Here is an 18,521-nt window from a genome sequence, read left to right as displayed (position 1 = left end):
TTTTGCCAGGAATGGCTTGTTTATCGTTAATTTCATATAATTAACTTTTGGTTTTCCATATTATTATGATATAATGTTTGATGTAACAGGCAAGCTTGGAAACTTGTTAAAATATTAAGGAGAGGTTTAGATGATACAATTTAAAAATGTGAGCAAGGTTTATAACAACAATTTATTTGCATTGTCCAATATAAACCTGAACATCCACAAGGGAGAGTTTGTATTTTTAGTTGGACCCAGCGGTGCAGGTAAAACTACATTTGTAAAAACTCTTTTAAAAGAAATTGAACCTACAACTGGAAATGTGATAGTTAATAATGTAGACATCACAAAACTCAAGAGAAGCCAGATACCTTTATACAGAAGAAGGTTGGGTGTTGTTTTCCAAGATTTCAGACTGATACCAACTCTCAATGTCTATGAGAATGTAGCTTTTGCGATGAGAGTGATTGAAGCACCCTTGAAAGAAATAAGAAAAAAAGTTCCTATTGTATTATCCCTGGTTGGACTAGCTAACAAGTATAAATCTTTTCCCCATGAGCTTTCAGGTGGAGAGCAGCAGAGAATTTCTCTTGCGAGAGCCATAGTAAACAATCCATCTGTATTAATAGCCGATGAGCCTACGGGAAATTTGGATCCGGACACTTCTATGGATATAATGGAAACTATAAATGACATAAATCATGCTGGAACCACGGTATTAATGGCAACCCACGCGAGTGATATAGTAAATGCTATGAGAAAGAGAGTTATAGCAATAGAGAAAGGTATTATTGTAAGAGACGAGCAAGGGGGTACATACGGCGATGAGGATTAGTACCATGGGTTTTTTTATAAAGGATGCATTCAGAAGTTTAAAGAGGAATAAGACTATAAGTATAGCAGCAGCGGCTACAGTAGCAGCTACACTTTTTATATTCGGGATATCCATGCTTACAATGTTGAATATAAAACAGGGTGTAGTGGAGATACAATCCAAAGTGGAGGCAAAAGTTTATTTGGAAGATAAAATAACTGTGCCTCAAAAAAGGAATATTGAAAACAAGATAAAAAGTATAGATGGTGTAGTTAGTCTTGATTACGAGACAAAATCCGAGGCGTTGAGCAAATTTAAGAATCAACTGGGAGAACAGAATAAATCTTTGGTGGAAGGACTTGACAAGGACAATCCGATTCCAAGTTCATACGTAGTTAAAGTGGAGAAGCCAGAAATCATATCCAAAGTGGTTGGCAGTATAAGAGGAATGCCGGGGATATACAGTATTCAGGACGGAAGAGGCGTAGTAGACAAGATTATAACTATAACCAGGACCATAAAATGGGTGGGAAGCATTATATTCATTCTGCTCATAGGAGTTTCACTGTTTTTGATAGGAAACACCATAAAGCTGACAGTTTACTCCAGAAGAAAAGAAGTAGGTATAATGAAGTATATCGGAGCTACAGATTGGTTCATAAGGTGGCCCTTTATTATAGAGGGTATTATAATTGGTATGACAGGAGCAATTGTGGCAAATCTGGTATTGTACTATCTGTATAGAATGGTTTATGTCAAGGCATCGGCTGCATTTATAATGATGCAGTTGATAAGTCCGCAGTATGTGATTACCACGGCACTTGGACTATTTGTACTGGCAGGTATGGTAATAGGTGCGGCAGGAAGTGTAATGTCCATTAGAAAGTTCTTAAATGTTTAAATTATTGGCTGAAAAGGTTGTTTCAAAGTTTCTTTGAAACAACCTTTGAGTTTTTTATTGTAAAAGTATTTACAAATATTTTCGCAAATTTATTTTCTTTAGTGTTATAATTATTTAAGATTTACATAAATACTATACTATATAGTGAATGTTTCAGAAAACGAGGTGTATAGTTTGAAAAGTAAAAAGAAATGGATAGCATGGACTGTAGCAATTGTACTTGTGACCAATATTCTTACAATGTTCGGAACTACTAATTTTATAAAAAATACCCAGGGCAATGTAATGGGAGAATTTTCAAAGTTATTTGAAGTTAGAAACCAATTATATAAATATTACGATGGACCTATAAACGACAATACATTGGTTGAGGGAGCCATTAAGGGAATGACTTCATCGTTGAATGATCCCTATACTGTATTTATGAACAAAAAAGAATATGATGATTTCAATGTTCAAACTGAGGGCAATTACAGCGGAATAGGAATTCAGGTTACGTCTAAGAACAATAAAATTGTTGTAATGAGCGTGTTTGAAGGTTCACCTTCCAAAAAAGCAGGAATAATTGCAAATGACATAATTCAAAAAGTAAATGGAATTACAGTAAATGGAAAAGATCTAAATAAAGCCGTGTCACTTATGAAAGGCGAGGAAAACACGGAGGTTACTCTTACACTTTACAGAAAAAACAAAGGTAATTTTGACGTGAAGGTAAACAGACAAAAAATAAATATTTCTACTGTGACGGGTGAAATGCTCCAGGGCAATGTGGGATACATACAGGTGTCTATGTTTGATGAAAACACTGCCAAGAGCTTTAAGAATAAATTAGACGAACTAAAGAACCAGGGCATGAAATCCCTGATATTGGACTTGAGGGATAACCCGGGAGGACTTCTGGATCAATGTGTGGATATGGTTTCCAACTTTGTGCCAAAAAACAAGGTAATAGTTTCTACGATAGATAAATATAATAATAAAAAAGAATACAAATCAAAAGGCGGTGATTTCAATAATCTGCCCTTAACTGTGCTTACCAACGGCAATACAGCCAGTGCTTCAGAAATATTTTCAGGTGCGGTGAGAGATTATAAAATTGGAACTTTAGTTGGAGAAAAAACTTATGGAAAAGGTGTTGTCCAGACCGTGCTGGATACTGGCAATGGAACTGCACTCAAGGTTACCATATCTAAATACTATACTCCAAATGGTGAAAATATACACAAGAAGGGAATAAAACCCGATGTCAAAGTTGAATACCCGGAATCTCTCAGAAATTCACCTTATGACAGAAATAAAGATCCACAATTTAGTAAAGCTTTGGAAATAGCAAAAAATAAAGTGAAATAAATGCTTTGATATTTTTGACGATAGGTGAATATATAATTATAATATATTTGAGATTTTAAGTTAGATGAGTTAGACAGGTAAATTCTGTCTAACTTAGTTCGTGGAGAGGGGAATTAGTTTTAATGATATTATTTTATACATTGAAATCTATAGCTTTTGCATTGACCGAACCTTATTTGATATTGGTTTTGGCTGTCCTGGTGTTTGCACTGTATAGAAGAAACAGACAGACAGTTGTAATGCAAAAAATGATAATTGGAGAGGGAATCAATTCTCCTTTTGAACTTACAATATCTCAAATTGTTATAGGAATTTTTGGAGGCATACTGGCAAGTGTCATCATGTCATATTTGGGGATAGTTTTTGATGAAAATTCGGCTGTAGACCTAATATTTTTAGCATCTATCGTCTTTATGTTTTTTAATGTGAGATTTATATGTTTTGCTTATTCGGGAGCAGTATTGGGCTTTTTAAGCCTTGCACTTACCGTGTCATCTCAAACTTTTAACATTCCCAATTTAGATTTTTTAAAAATAGATGTAGTGGCACTTATGAGTATGGTAGCTATATTACATTTTGTAGAAGGAATTTTGATTATATTGGATGGAAGGACAGGTTCAATTCCTGTTTTTTCAAGCAAAGAGGGAAACATAGTGGGAGGATTTGCTCTTCAAAGGTATTGGACAATTCCTGTAGCTATATTTTTTATGATTCACAATAAAACCATGATAGGAAGTTCATGGCAGGTGTCCGTGCCTAACTGGTGGCCGCTTATAAACAGTTCTATTCCCTACGGCGTTTTGAAAAGTGCGGTTTTGTCCCTGGTGCCATTTTATGCAGTGATGGGATACAATAGTGTTACTTTTACAAGAAATACTAAAGAAAAATCATTTTTGTCAGGAGTTTTATTGATATTGTACAGTATTGCCCTATTTGGAATAGCTCAACTGGCAGTTTTGAACATATGGCTAAAATTTTTGGCGGTTATATTTGCGCCTATAGCCCACGAGGGTATTATAATGCTTCAAAGATATCTGGAAATAAGGGGAACTCCCAAATATGTAAGCACCAGCGAGGGTATGATGGTTCTTGTAGTGGCGCCTAATTCCCCTGCCAGTGAAATGGGAATCAAAAGCGGAGATCTACTGGTGGAGATAAATAATGAAAAAATAGAAAATGAAGACAAGATAGCGGAAGTCATCAAAGAATGTTCAAATTTTATATGGTTTAAAGTAAAAAAGGAAGCGGGAAATTTTGAACAGGTGAGCTACAGTAAAATGAATGAAGACAAAAAGTTGGGGATAGTGTTTGTGCCTAGGAAGGTACCCCATAACAGCATGGTGGTAAAATTGAACAAGAATAAATTTTCTGATGTACTAAATAAGATAAAAAACAAAGGTAAGGATGATTAGAAAATGGGAAAATTTAAAATACATTCTAAATTTAAACCTACAGGTGATCAGCCTGAAGCAATAGATAATATAACAAAAGGTATTTTGAAAGGTGATAAATTTCAAACATTGTTGGGGGTAACTGGGTCGGGCAAGACCTTTACCATGGCAAATATAATAGAAAGGGTGCAAAAGCCCGCTCTTGTACTTGCACATAATAAAACATTGGCATCACAGTTGTGTTCAGAATTTAGAGAATTTTTTCCGGAAAATAGTGTGGAATATTTTGTTTCCTATTATGACTACTATCAACCTGAAGCTTATATACCGCAGACAGATACCTACATAGAAAAGGATGCCTCTATAAATGATGAGATTGATAAGCTTAGACATTCTGCCACCTCCGCACTTTTTGAGAGAAAGGACGTAATAGTTGTTGCTTCGGTATCCTGTATTTATGGACTTGGTAATCCGGAGGAGTATAAAAAATTGACATTGTCGTTGAGACCCGGCATGATTAAGAACAGAGACGATGTACTTAAAAAATTGGTTGAAATACAATATGAGAGAAATGATATAAACTTTGTGAGGGGAACTTTCAGGGTTAAAGGCGATATAGTTGATATATTTCCGGCTTCCTCAACAGATCGCGGGATAAGAGTTGAATTTTTTGGAGACGAGATTGATAAAATAAGAGAATTTGACGTGCTTACGGGAAAAACTATTGGAATCAGAAATCATGTTTCAATATTTCCGGCATCTCATTTTGCCACTTCAAAGGAAAAACTTGAGATAGCCATAAATAAGATAGAGGAGGAACTGGAAGACAGACTCAAGGAACTGACTTCACAGGACAAATTGCTTGAGGCCCAGCGCCTGAAACAGAGAACCAATTTTGACATAGAGATGATGCGTGAAGTAGGATACTGCAGTGGAATTGAAAATTATTCCAGAATACTGGACGGCAGGTCAAAGGGAACTCCACCTCAGACTCTTATGGATTATTTTCCGGAGGATTTTCTTTTGTTTATAGATGAAAGTCATGTTACACTTCCCCAGGTGAAGGCTATGTATGCAGGTGACAGATCCAGGAAAGATTCTCTGGTAAAATATGGTTTCAGACTTCCTTCGGCTTATGACAACAGGCCGCTCAAATTTGAAGAGTTCGAAAAGAAGATAAACCAGGTGGTGTTTGTAAGTGCTACACCTTCTGATTATGAATTGGAACATTCGCAAAATATAGTTGAACAGATATTGAGACCTACGGGACTTCTGGATCCGGAAATCATAGTAAAACCTATAAAGGGACAGATAGATGACCTGTATGAAAGTATAAGGGAAACTTCTGCCAAGGGGTACAGAACTCTTGTTACTACCCTCACAAAGAAAATGGCGGAGGATCTGACGGATTATTTTAAAAGTGTGGATATTAAGGCCAGATACCTGCATTCAGATATATCGACCATAAATAGGATGAAGATAATAAGAGATCTTAGAAAAGGAGAATTTGATGTATTGGTTGGCATCAATCTTTTAAGAGAAGGTCTTGATATACCGGAAGTTGCACTGGTTGCCATTTTGGACGCAGATAAGGAAGGCTTTTTGAGATCACAGAGATCACTTATACAGACCATAGGAAGGGCTGCCAGAAATTCTGAAAGTAAAGTCATAATGTATGCAGATACAATTACCGATTCCATGCACAGGGCCATAAGTGAAACCGAAAGAAGAAGGAAAATACAGATGGCCTATAACAAGAAAAATGGCATTACACCTACTACAATACACAAAGGTATAAGAGAAGTTATAGAATCAACTATGGTTTCTGAGAAAAAAGAAGAGTATAGCAGTTTAAAAGAAGCCGTAAAAGCCGATAATGAAAAGATAGATAAACTTATAGAAGTTCGCCAGAGGCAGATGAGAGCGGCAGCTAAGGAATTGAGATTTGAGGAAGCTGCGAAGCTGAGGGATACTATAGCAAAGTTAAAAAAGCAGAAGAAGCGAGGAAAAAGAAAACTTGTCTAAGGAGTTAAACCAATGAAGAATAGCATAGTTATAAAAGGAGCTAGAGTACACAATTTGAAAAACGTCAATTTGACCATACCGAGAAACAAATTGGTGGTTTTTACTGGCCTGTCGGGATCGGGAAAATCTTCTCTGGCTTTTGACACCCTGTATGCAGAGGGGCAGAGAAGGTATGTGGAATCACTGTCTGCATATGCAAGGCAATTTTTAGGACAGATGGATAAACCCGATGTGGATTATATTGAAGGTCTGTCTCCTGCCATATCCATAAGCCAGAAGACTACCAGCAGGAACCCGAGATCCACTGTGGGGACTGTTACGGAGATATATGATTATTTGAGGCTTTTATATGCACGTATAGGTGTGCCACACTGCCCAAAATGCGGCAGGGAAATAACCCAGCAGACAGTAGATCAGATGGCTGATAAAATTATGACCCTGCCCGAAAGGACTAAAATACAGGTGCTTTCTCCTATAATAAAGGGGCGGAAGGGAGAACATGTAAAAGTATTAAACAGTATAATTAAAAATGGATTTATAAGGGCGAGAATTGACGGAACTGTTATAGATTTGGAAGATGAAGATGTAAAACTTGAAAAAAATAAGAAGCATACTATTGAAGTGGTAATAGACAGGCTTATAATAAAAGGTGGTATGAGAAGCAGACTATCGGGTTCTATTGAAACTGCCCTTAAATTGTCAGATGGTATAGTCATAATAAATGTTCTGGGTGGAGAAGATATGCTCTTCAGTGAAAAGTTTGCATGTCCCGACTGCGGAATAAGTATAGGGGAAATTACTCCGAGAACTTTTTCTTTCAATTCACCTTTCGGGAAATGTGACACCTGTGACGGACTTGGAACTCTACTTGAAATAGACGAAAACCTTGTTATACCCGATAAAAAAAAGAGCATACTTGAAGGGGCTGTAATACCCTGGGGAGAAGGAAGTCTGAGAGAGGACTCCTGGACTTTCAGCATACTTAAGGCTCTTTCGAAAAAATACAAGTTTAAATTGAACACTCCTATAGAAAAACTCAGCCCCAAAGTTGTAGATATACTTCTTTATGGACTCAAGGGTGATAAGGTAAGAGTGAGATATAAAAAAAACAACAGGGTCATGGAGTTCAATCATTCCTTTGAGGGAGTAGTAAATAACTTAAAGAGAAGGTACATGGAGACAAACTCCGATTATATAAAAAGAGAGATAGAAAATTATATGAGCAACAACCCGTGCCCTGCATGCAAGGGAGCTAGACTGAATCCAGCAGCGTTATCTGTTACGGTGGGAGGAAAAAATATATTTGAATTCTGCAGCATGTCCATAACGGATGAATTGAAGTTTTTAAAGGAAATAAAGCTGTCCAAGAGGGACAGAATTATAAGTGATCAGATACTCAAGGAAATAGGAGGCAGGCTTCAGTTTCTAATAGATGTTGGATTGGATTATCTGACTCTCTCAAGGTCTGCTGGAACACTGTCTGGAGGAGAGGCGCAGAGGATAAGGCTTGCCACTCAGATAGGCTCAGGACTGGTAGGTGTACTCTATATACTGGATGAACCGAGTATCGGACTTCATCAGAGGGACAATGCAAGGCTTATTGCCACATTGAAGCATTTGAGGGATCTGGGGAATACGCTGATAGTTGTGGAACATGATGAAGATACTATGAGGCAGGCCGACTATATTGTGGATATAGGACCTGGGGCAGGAGAACATGGCGGAAAAATAGTTGCAGCAGGATCCATTTCTGATATTATGAAATGTAAAGGGTCCATAACCGGCCAATATTTAACGGGTGAAAAGAAGATAGAGGTTCCCAGACACAGGAGAAAAGGCAGCAGTAAATTTATAAAGGTAATAGGTGCCAGGCAGAATAATTTGAAAAGTATAGACGTGAATTTTCCGCTTGGGGTATTTAACTGTGTTACCGGGGTGTCCGGTTCTGGAAAAAGCACTCTGGTAAATGAAATATTGTATAAGGCACTGCATAAGAAACTGAATAATTCCAAAGACAATCCGGGGGCCTATGACAGTATTCGCGGCATAAAGAACATAGATAAGGTTATAAATATAGATCAGAGCCCCATAGGCAGGACCCCGAGGTCAAATCCTGCGACCTATACCGGAGTGTTTGACGTCATAAGGGAAGTATTTTCAAACACTGCAGAAGCCAAGATGAGAGGGTATAAGCCGGGGAGGTTTAGCTTTAACGTGAAGGGCGGCAGATGCGAGGCCTGCAGGGGCGACGGAATAATAAAAATAGAGATGCAGTTTTTATCGGATGTATATGTACCCTGTGAAGTGTGTAAGGGAAAGAGATATAATAGGGAGACTCTCCAGGTGAAATATAAAAATAAAAATATTGCTGATGTATTGAATATGACTGTAGAAGAAGCTTTTGAATTTTTTAAAAACATACCTAGGGTAAAAAATAAACTTCAGACATTGGTAGACGTAGGACTTGGATACATTAAATTAGGGCAGCCTTCTACACAGCTATCCGGAGGAGAAGCTCAGAGAATCAAGTTGGCTTATGAATTATCCAAGAGAAGCACTGGAAAAACATTGTATATACTGGATGAACCTACTACGGGGCTTCATGTGGATGATGTGAGCAAGCTTATAAATATACTTCAGAGAATTGTAGATTTAGGTAATACGGTGATAGTTATAGAACACAATCTGGAAGTTATAAAGTGTGCAGATTATATCATTGATCTTGGACCGGAAGGCGGAGAAAAGGGCGGTACTGTCATTTGTACCGGCACTCCTGAGCAAATAGCTAAAAATAAAAGCTCCTATACGGGACAATACTTAAAAGAAATGTTATAATTTATATAAAGGCTAGCATAGGTGCACACTTATAATGCTAGTCTTTCTATGTGTTAAGGAGGATACTTTTAAATGGATCTGAGTAAATTGAGTATTATTTTTAAAATTGTTATCATAGGTATAGTTTATATTATAATATTTTGGGCACTCAGGATAATGTATAAGGATATAAAAGTAGGCAGCAGACGGGCCAGGAAAGGAAATAGGAGGTCGTTTGGACTTGAAGTTTTGAACCCGGGCAGTAATTCAAACCTCAGAAGAGGAGCGGTGATTCCGGTTAGAAGGGAAATAACCGTTGGGAGAAAAAATGACAATCAGCTTGTACTGGAGGATCCTTATGCATCTGGGCATCATGCCAGAATTTATATAAGAAATGGAAAGGATTGTATATTGGAAGATTTGGAGAGTACCAACGGGACTCTTCTGAATGGGAAAAAACTGAGGGGAAAGCATTATCTGAATTCCGGAGATGAAATCAGGATAGGGAATACTTCTTTTAAATTTATAAGGTAGTTTTGATTTGAGTATTGTAAATTACTGTAAATAAATGGGTGGTGAAAGTATTGGACTCTAGTAAGGATGAAAAAAAATTATTAAAATATACATACCTTTTATGTTTTGTATGCTTTTTTAATTTGGCAGTAATAAAGCAGCCCTTTGACAAAGGGGCTATGATAATGGCGCTGGTAATATGCATGTTGATAGGATATTCTTATTTTGTAATAAGAAAATTTTTTTCTGACGGAGATAAATACATATTTATTTTTTCCAGTATACTGGCAGTTATAGGAATGGTAATGTTGTACAGAATAAATATGACAATTGCAATCAAGCAGATAATCTGGTTTGCAGTAGGAGTTACTGGATTTATACTCATTGTAGTTTTGATGCCTGATACCAGCAGGTTCAGCAAATATAAATACATATATCTATTGTTCACGCTTATATTTATGGGAATGGGTACTTTTATTGGGACCGAAGTAAACGGATCTAAAAACTGGGTGGATATGGGTGGATTTCAGTTCCAACCTTCTGAATTCGGAAAATTGTTTCTGGTGGCATATCTGGCAGCTGATTTGAAAGATTATAAAAATTTTAAGGATCTTATAATGCCTATAGTGGTGGTGATGATATCTCTTGGGTTTATGGTTACCCAAAAAGATCTTGGTTCCGCCCTCATATTTTTTGGTATAGCTGTAACCATGCTTTACATAGCTACTTCAAAATTCAAATATGTAATAGTCTGTTTTCTGCTGTTTGCCGCCGGGGGCATGATGAGTTATAATCTGTTCGGTCACGTCAGAACGAGAGTTATGATATGGAAAAACCCGTGGCCCTATGCAAACAACCAGAGTTATCAAATTGTCCAATCCATGTTTTCCATAGCATCCGGAGGGCTTACAGGATCGGGACTTGGACTTGGACACCCAGAATATGTGCCCATAAATACTACGGATTTTATTTTTGCGGTTCTTTGCGAGGAACTTGGCATATTGATGGGATTTGCAATAATAATATTATATTTTCTGCTGTTCTACAGGTGCATGAGAGCTGCCGTATACGGAAATGACGAATTTTCAAGACTGCTGGCTGTAGGATACAGTGCCATGATTGCATCACAGGTGCTGGTTATAGTTGGTGGTGTCATGAATGCAATTCCACTTACGGGCATAACGCTGCCTCTTGTGAGCAGGGGCGGGAGCTCCATGTTAATAACGTTCTTTTCGCTGGGTATAATTCAGAAAATATCAGAAGAAGGTAGGTAGCAGTATGAATAACATATTGAACAATATAAAAAAAGTGATGATGGTTTTTTTAATATGTTTTGTAGCTCTTATCTCCTATATGACTTATTTTGAGATCATAACAGGTCCTCAAATATTGAACAGTCCCTACAATAGGAGACTTTGGATAAAAAGAAATGAAGTTCTCAGGGGAACTATATACGATAGAAATGGAAATGCTCTCACCAAAAGTGAACCCATAAATCAGGAAACTCAAAAAAGGGAGTATACCGGCGGATCCATGTTTGCCCACGTTTTGGGATATGTGGATATCAAGTACGGCATTACGGGCCTTGAGAGGAAATACGATGAGGAACTTATGTCCTCAAATGTTCAGGATAGTATAAAGAGTCTCATATTAAACAAGGGAAAGTCTCAGAAGAAGGTTGGATACAGCTTGAAAACCACTCTGGATCTCGATACGCAGCAGGCTGCCTATAATCTCCTGGGCGACAACAAAGGTGCTGTTGTGGTATTGAATCCCAAGACCGGAGAAGTGATAGCCATGGTTTCCAAACCTTCCTTTGACCCGAATAATCTGCAGAATGACTGGAAACAGCTGAATGAAGACAGTAACAGGCCGCTTTTAAACAGGGCCACTGCAGGTCTGTATCCTCCAGGCTCCACTTTTAAGACTGTAACTGCGATAAGTGCCCTGGAGAATATACCGGGCGTTCAAAATAGAACCATTCAGGATACGGGCGAACTTCCACTTGGAGGAGGGTATACCCTCCATAATTTTGGAGGCGAGGTTCTGGGAACTATTGATTTTAAAAGTGCCTATACCCATTCGAGCAATGTATATTTTGGCGGACTGGGGATTGACCTTGGAAATGACAAATTAAAACAGACAGCGGAAAAGCTGTTTTTCAACAGAGAAATCCCGACGGACGGAATACCGGTAGAAGCCAGTAAATTTCCATATCTCAAGCCCTATGAAAAGGGCAGTATAGCGCAAAGTGCCATAGGACAGAGCAGCGACCTGGCAAGTCCGCTTCAGATGGCCGTAATTACGAGTACCATAGCCAATGGAGGGATCCTTATGAAACCTCATCTGGTGAGCGATGTACTTACGAGTTCGGGTCAGGAAGTAAGGAGCGTACAGCCAGAGCAAGTGGGGCAGCTGATTTCTGTAAATACGTCGGAGGTTATGCAGGGACTCATGAAGTCCGTTGTGGAATCCGGAACAGGAGTCAATGCTTCTGTTGAAGGATTGGATGTAGCCGGGAAAACGGGGACGGCAGATAATGAGTCCATGGGAAAATATTCACCGCCTCATTCCTGGTTTATAGGTTTTGCTCCCTACGAGGATCCACAGGTAGCTGTAGCGGTAATTGTGGAAAATGGAGGACAGGGAGGAAAGCTGGCTGCTTCCATAGCTTCAGAGGTTATAAGGGTGGCGCTCAGGAAATAGCATAAATTGTCAATTGCATAATTTTACCGGGAAATTTTGCTGTAAAATATGAAATTACCCTAAATTTAATGTTATAATGTAGTCAACAAAGGGGTTATTGGAATTAAAAACACAAAAATTGTCTAATATTATGACAGCTAAGAGGGAAAAAAATGAAGGGTAAAACTCATATAGGAATGGGACTGGTTACTTATTTATCAATTTACAACATAATTCCCGGCAAATTTAATTTCCTGGGACTTTTCCTGGTGGTATTCGCCTCCATATTGCCGGACGTTGATCATCCCAAAAGCATGATAAACAAGTACATTCTTCCTTTTAAGAATAAACTTACAAAAGTTGTGCTATATGGGTGTATCGGTCTGATATTTTTATGGTATGATTATCTGTATACGGATGCTCCCATAATGAAAGCTATCGGGATATCCTTCATTATAATAGCAGTATCTTCCCATAGAAATGGTTTAACTCACAGTTTTTCAGGAATGATAATGTTCTCCTTTATCATAGGCTATCTTGGAAATATGTATGATATCCATTATCTGGTTTATTATTTTATGATAGGTTATGGCATGCATCTGTTCTGTGATATGTTTACAAATATGGGAGTGCCTCTTTTTTATCCCTTTGAAAATAAGAAATTCAGATTTCCTCTCACCTATAGGACTAATTCTAAAGTCGGCTCTGTAATAGAAGAAATGTTGATGATATGTGGAATTTTATTTACAATATATAGACTTCCAGTTATATTTTGCAAATAGTTTTAGGAGTGATTTAGTGTTCGATTTTCAATATCAGTTAAAAGTGTTACCAGACAAACCTGGAGTTTATTTAATGAAAAATTCCCTGGGAGAAATCATATATGTTGGAAAGGCAAAGGTTTTGAAAAACAGGGTAAGGCAGTATTTCCAAAATTCGAGGAATCATTCTGAAAAAGTAAAGGCCATGGTCAGACATATTTCGGAATTTGAATATATTGTGACGGATTCGGAGATGGAAGCTCTTATTTTGGAATGTAATCTGATTAAGAAATATAGGCCGCATTACAATATATTGTTGAAAGATGATAAAAGATATCCATTTTTGAAGATAACTGTGAATGAGGACTTTCCCAGGATAATTTATGCAAGAACCGTATCCAGAGATGGAGCAAAGTATTTTGGCCCCTATACCAGTCCCTCTTCCGTATATGAGACCATGGAGGTTATAAAGAAGATATTTCCTATAAGAACCTGCAGGCTTTCCATAAAGAAAAATGGCAAAATGGTAAGACCATGCCTGAACTATTATATAGGGCTTTGCAAAGCTCCCTGCGGAGGTCATATTACCAGGGAGGAGTATGGAAAGATAGTGAAGGGTATAGTAGATTTTTTGTCCGGGAAAGATAAGAGTATAATTAAAAAATTAAAGGAAGATATGAATGCTGCATCGGAGAATCTGGAATTTGAAAAGGCAGCGGAATTGAGAGATAAAATATTTGCAGTGGAAAAAGTTATTGAAAAACAGAAAATAACTACTGTGGGATTTGAGAATGAGGACTTTATAAATGTATATTCGGATGGGAAGGACAGCTGTGTGCAGATATTCTTTTTGAGAACCGGTAAAATAATCGGCAGGGAACATTTTATTGTCGAAAACACGGTGGATTTACCTAAAAGTGAGGTAATATCAAATTTTATAAAGGAATTTTACGGAGGCACAGCTTATATAGGTAAAACCATATATGTTCCTGAAGTGGATGATATCCACCTTCTGGAGGACTGGCTCAGCATGAAAAAGGGCTCCAGGGTCTATATAAAAGTACCGTTTAGGGGTGAAAAAAGAGAAACTCTGGATTTGGTCGAGGAAAATGCCGAGACCACACTTAAGAATTTTAAATTGAAGTTTATTCAGGATAAAAAACTTTACAATACATCACTTGAAGAACTTTCTCAGATATTGGAACTTGATGATATCCCGCACAGGATAGAGGCTTATGATATATCCAACATCCAAGGGGTGGATTCGGTAGGTTCCATGGTAGTTTTTGAAGATGGAAGACCCAAGAACAGCGATTACAGAAGATTTAGAATAAATACTGTAGTGGGAGCCAATGACTATGACAGCATGAGGGAGATAATCAAAAGAAGATTTCAACATGGACTTGATGAAATAGAGAGGATAAAGGAAAAAAACCTCAAGTTAAGTGCTGGAAAGTTTTGTATTTTTCCGGATCTAATTCTCATGGACGGAGGTAAAGGGCAGGTAAATGCCGCGTTGCAGGTTTTGAAGGGCCTGAATGTAGATATACCTGTATGTGGAATGGTTAAAGATAACCACCATAGGACAAGGGGACTTATATATGACAACCGGGATTTGACCATAAACTGCAGTTCTAATGTAATTAAGCTTATTGCCAGAATACAAGATGAAGTTCATAGATTTGCTATATCCTATCACAGGAGCCTTAGAAATAAAAGGGCATTTCATTCAGTACTTGAGGACATACCCAATGTGGGAAAAACGAGAAGAAGGGCATTGTTGATGAAATTTGGAAGCATAGACAATATAAAAAAGGCAAATCTGGAAGAATTGACGGCTACGCCTTCCATAGACAGGCGTACGGCAAAAAACATCATTTCTTATTTCAAAATGGATGGTAAGAATTGAAATGTATATTCTTGATTAAGTAGTATACATACATTATACTAATTATAACACTTAATTTTAATTTTCAAGGAGAAACTTACAATGAATAAATTGAACAAATTTAAAAATTTTGCTATAAATCTAAGAGAAATATTGAATAGAGAAGATATAAAGATAGATGAACCCATGAAGTATCACACTTCTTTTAAGGTAGGGGGTCCTGCAGATATACTCCTTACCCCCAAAGATTTTCAACAGGTAGTAGATGTAATAAAGTTTTGTAGAAAAAATAACATACCCTTTTATATAATGGGAAACGGATCCAATTTGCTTGTAAAAGACGGCGGCATAAGGGGCATGATAATCAAGCTCATAAAATTGAACCATATCATTGTCGAGGGAAATAAAATTACTGCAGGAAGCGGGGCATCTTTGAAAGATGTTTCTACCGCCGCCTTGCAGAACAGTTTGACCGGAATTGAGTTTGCCTGTGGAATTCCCGGAAGTGTAGGGGGAGCAGTTACCATGAATGCAGGTGCGTATAACGGTGAAATCTCCAATGTGGTGGAAAGTGCAAAGGTTGTAGATAAATTCGGGAGGATAAGGATCCTCGACAGAGAGAAATTGAAATTGGGATACAGGATGAGTTCCATAATGATGTATGGATATACTGTCCTGGAAGTGACTTTTAATCTCGAAAAAGGAGAATATGATAGAATAAAAAAACGTATAGATGATTTAAATAGGAGAAGAAGAGAAAAGCAGCCCCTGGAATATGCTTCTGCAGGCAGTACTTTTAAAAGACCGGAAGGTCATTTTGCAGCTAAGCTGATAGAAGACAGCGGATTGAAGGGTGAGAGTGTTGGAGACGCCCAGGTTTCAGAGAAACATTCAGGATTTATAATAAACAGGGGAAATGCCACTGCCAGCGATATTTTGAATTTAATAGAGATTGTACAGTGCAGGGTAAAGGCAAAATTCAATGTGGATCTCTATACTGAAGTTAGAATCATAGGAGAAGATTAAAATATCAAATTTGCCGGATAAGTGGGGAATTGGTGCTTGTGCTGCACTTGATTCTCCATTTTAAGCTATATTTATTCTTACAATTCATTGTGCTATAATTAAAAAAAGCAAATTTGAATGAGAATCTAAATATGTATTGGTGGAGGAATGTGGCCATGAGATTTGTTATAGTGACAGGATTATCCGGGGCCGGGAAAACTCAGGCTATAAGAAGCTTGGAAGATTTAGGATTTTTTTGCGTAGACAATCTTCCTCCTACCCTTATACCTAAATTTGCAGAGGCCTGTTATCAGACTGACGGTAAAATAGATAAAATAGCTCTGGTAATAGATATAAGAGGAGGGCAATTTTTTGACGATATATTTGAGAGCTTGAATTATATAAAAAAAGAAGGATATAAATATGAAATATTGTTTTTAGATGCTTCAGACGAGGTGCTTGTTAAGAGATTTAAAGAATCCAGGAGGAAACATCCTCTGTCCCCTAATGGAAGGATTTTAAAGGGAATACTTATGGAGAGAAACAGGCTTAGAGACATAAAGGAAAGGGCAGATAATATAATAGATACTTCAAATCTTGCAACCAGAGAATTAAGGGAAAAAATAACAGAAATATATTCGGAAGAAGGACAAATAGAAACCCAATTGATGATAACCGTGCTTTCCTTTGGATTTAAATATGGTATACCGGTGGATTCAGATTTAGTGTTTGATGTGAGGTTTTTGCCGAACCCATTTTATATCCCATCTCTTAAAAAATATTCTGGAAAAGACAAACCTGTAGTGGATTATATAATGGATTTTAAGGAAACTGCTATATTTATAGATAAGCTGGAAGACATGCTGGAGTTTTTAATTCCAAATTATTTGAAAGAGGGCAAGAGGCAGCTCATTATATCGATAGGATGTACTGGAGGCAGACATAGATCTGTAACTATTGCCAATGCCATTTACGACAGATTGAAAGCTAATGGACATAAAGTGAACATAGACCACAGGGATATTGAAGAGGACGTAAAGAATAAAGGTGGTAAAAAACTATGAGAATTGTAGATTGGCTTAGACCCGGCATAAAGGTTAAAAGGTGGGTTATGCTTGGAGCCATGGGAGTGCTGTTTATAATATTTGGAGTGATAGAGTTTGTAAATAGGAGGTTTTACAGCTTTTATTATATTTCTTTTTATGTATTTTTAATTGCATCCGGGATATTTGTGGTATATATTTCCATAACTCAGGGAATGCGTTCCATAATAGCTTTGATAAACAAGGGGTACTTGAACGTATCTCTGGATTCAAAAAAATTGGAGAGCCTCATATATGAAAAACGCCTCCTGGTAAAGGGACCCAAAATTGTGGCTATCGGCGGGGGTACAGGACTCTCCACCATGCTTCGGGGTCTCAAATATTATACTTCGAATATAACTGCCATAGTGACTGTTGCAGATGACGGCGGCGGTTCCGGCGATTTGCGGGAGGATTTGGGAATGCTTCCGCCTGGTGACATACGAAATTGCATACTTGCCCTGGCGGATACCGAACCTTTAATGGAAGATCTTCTCCAGTACAGGTTTAAAGATGGAAGACTTAAAAATCAAAGCTTTGGGAATCTGTTTCTGGCTGCCATGGACGGAATATCTTCAAATTTCGAGGAGGCTGTCCATAAAATGAGTTCTGTCCTTGCAGTTACTGGAAAGGTTATGCCTGTTACATTGGACAATTTGGTTTTAAAGGCAAGACTGAAGAATGGTTCTGTAGTGGAAGGGGAATCCAATATCCCCCAGGAGGCTATCAGGCAGAACAGCAGTATAGACAGGATTTTCATAGAACCTGAGAATGCAAGGGCCTTAAAGGAGGCAGTGGATGCCATATTGGATGCAGATGCCGTGATATTGGGGCCGGGAAGCCTTTATACCAGTGTAATTCCCAATCTTCTGGTAAAGGATATAGCAGGTGCGATGCGAAATACAAATGCCCTGAAGCTTTATGTGTCTAATATAATGACCCAGCCTGGTGAAACGGATGGGTTTGCCGTAGAAGATCATATAAGAACGATTTTTGATCATGTGGGCAGTGGTATAATTGATTATGTGATTGTAAATGTAGGGAAGATAAACAGAGAATTGGAAGGAAAATACAAGGAAGAGGAATCACATCTGGTCAAGATAAACGAGGAGGCCATATCTTCCCTGGGAGTAAAGGTTATAGAAGGTGATTTTATAAGTGCTAAGAATGGACTTATAAGGCATAATTCCGAAAAATTGGCTTCTATATTGATAGAGACTATCATGGATAAAAAACTTCTGTATGACAGAAAGAAAATAATAGAATATTTCTATTTATCGGAGAGGTTAAAGGAAATAAAGAGATAAGCG

The 18,521-nt window shown here is 37.7% G+C and carries 14 protein-coding genes; all 14 read left to right on the top strand.

All coding sequences use genetic code 11. The features are described from left to right. Positions 1 to 130 precede the first annotated feature (130 nt). The 14 genes from ftsE (at position 131) to mgfK (ending at position 18,518) form a co-directional block, all read left to right on the top strand. Positions 131 to 817, top strand: coding sequence for a cell division ATP-binding protein FtsE (gene ftsE, locus AB8S09_RS02565; RefSeq protein ID WP_294181099.1), 687 nt, complete (start codon positions 131 to 133; stop codon positions 815 to 817). Then, positions 807 to 1,697, top strand: coding sequence for a permease-like cell division protein FtsX (ftsX, locus tag AB8S09_RS02560; RefSeq protein WP_294181097.1), 891 nt, complete (start codon positions 807 to 809; stop codon positions 1,695 to 1,697). The genes ftsE and ftsX overlap by 11 nt, the downstream gene beginning before the upstream one ends. 174 nt (positions 1,698 to 1,871) lie before the next feature. Continuing rightward, entirely contained in the window at positions 1,872 to 3,047 is a 1,176-nt protein-coding gene (locus AB8S09_RS02555; RefSeq protein WP_294181095.1) for a S41 family peptidase, read from the top strand. Between the two features lie 122 nt (positions 3,048 to 3,169). Beyond that, the gene (locus tag AB8S09_RS02550) at positions 3,170 to 4,459 is read left to right on the top strand and encodes a PDZ domain-containing protein (protein WP_369868453.1); all 1,290 of its coding nucleotides are present in this window, start codon (positions 3,170 to 3,172) and stop codon (positions 4,457 to 4,459) included. 3 nt (positions 4,460 to 4,462) lie between these two features. Then, positions 4,463 to 6,463 carry an excinuclease ABC subunit UvrB gene (uvrB, locus tag AB8S09_RS02545; RefSeq protein WP_369868452.1) on the top strand — a complete coding sequence of 667 codons (2,001 nt, stop codon included), beginning with the start codon at positions 4,463 to 4,465 and terminating at the stop codon, positions 6,461 to 6,463. 12 nt (positions 6,464 to 6,475) lie between these two features. Further along, positions 6,476 to 9,298, top strand: a complete 2,823-nt coding sequence (gene uvrA / locus AB8S09_RS02540) for an excinuclease ABC subunit UvrA (RefSeq protein ID WP_369868451.1) — start codon at positions 6,476 to 6,478, stop codon at positions 9,296 to 9,298. Between the two features lie 72 nt (positions 9,299 to 9,370). Next, entirely contained in the window at positions 9,371 to 9,811 is a 441-nt protein-coding gene (locus tag AB8S09_RS02535) for an FHA domain-containing protein (RefSeq protein ID WP_294181087.1), read from the top strand. Between the two features lie 50 nt (positions 9,812 to 9,861). Then, complete coding sequence (locus AB8S09_RS02530) at positions 9,862 to 11,064, top strand: FtsW/RodA/SpoVE family cell cycle protein (protein WP_294181085.1); 1,203 nt, start codon at positions 9,862 to 9,864, stop codon at positions 11,062 to 11,064. 4 nt (positions 11,065 to 11,068) lie between these two features. Further along, positions 11,069 to 12,496: a peptidoglycan D,D-transpeptidase FtsI family protein gene (locus AB8S09_RS02525; RefSeq protein WP_294181083.1), complete on the top strand. Its 1,428-nt coding sequence runs from the start codon at positions 11,069 to 11,071 to the stop codon at positions 12,494 to 12,496. A gap of 152 nt (positions 12,497 to 12,648) precedes the next feature. Next, positions 12,649 to 13,257 (top strand): metal-dependent hydrolase, encoded by a 609-nt coding sequence (locus AB8S09_RS02520; RefSeq protein WP_294181081.1) that lies wholly within the window; start codon positions 12,649 to 12,651, stop codon positions 13,255 to 13,257. Positions 13,258 to 13,273: 16 nt separating this feature from the next. Continuing rightward, positions 13,274 to 15,145, top strand: a complete 1,872-nt coding sequence (uvrC, locus tag AB8S09_RS02515; RefSeq protein WP_369868450.1) for an excinuclease ABC subunit UvrC — start codon at positions 13,274 to 13,276, stop codon at positions 15,143 to 15,145. A 90-nt stretch (positions 15,146 to 15,235) separates the two neighbouring features. Beyond that, positions 15,236 to 16,150 (top strand): UDP-N-acetylmuramate dehydrogenase, encoded by a 915-nt coding sequence (gene murB, locus AB8S09_RS02510; RefSeq protein WP_369868497.1) that lies wholly within the window; start codon positions 15,236 to 15,238, stop codon positions 16,148 to 16,150. A gap of 155 nt (positions 16,151 to 16,305) precedes the next feature. Further along, positions 16,306 to 17,193, top strand: a complete 888-nt coding sequence (rapZ, locus tag AB8S09_RS02505) for an RNase adapter RapZ (protein ID WP_294181077.1) — start codon at positions 16,306 to 16,308, stop codon at positions 17,191 to 17,193. Beyond that, positions 17,190 to 18,518 carry a gluconeogenesis morphogenetic factor MgfK gene (mgfK, locus tag AB8S09_RS02500; RefSeq protein ID WP_294181075.1) on the top strand — a complete coding sequence of 443 codons (1,329 nt, stop codon included), beginning with the start codon at positions 17,190 to 17,192 and terminating at the stop codon, positions 18,516 to 18,518. The genes rapZ and mgfK overlap by 4 nt, the downstream gene beginning before the upstream one ends. The last annotated feature ends 3 nt before the right edge of the window (positions 18,519 to 18,521 follow it).

The sequence above is a fragment of the Clostridium lapidicellarium genome, assembly GCF_041224415.1.
Classification (GTDB): domain Bacteria; phylum Bacillota; class Clostridia; order Clostridiales; family Clostridiaceae; genus Clostridium_B; species Clostridium_B lapidicellarium.
Note: the sequence above shows the minus strand (reverse complement) of the source record. Positions and strands in the feature narration are given on the sequence as shown.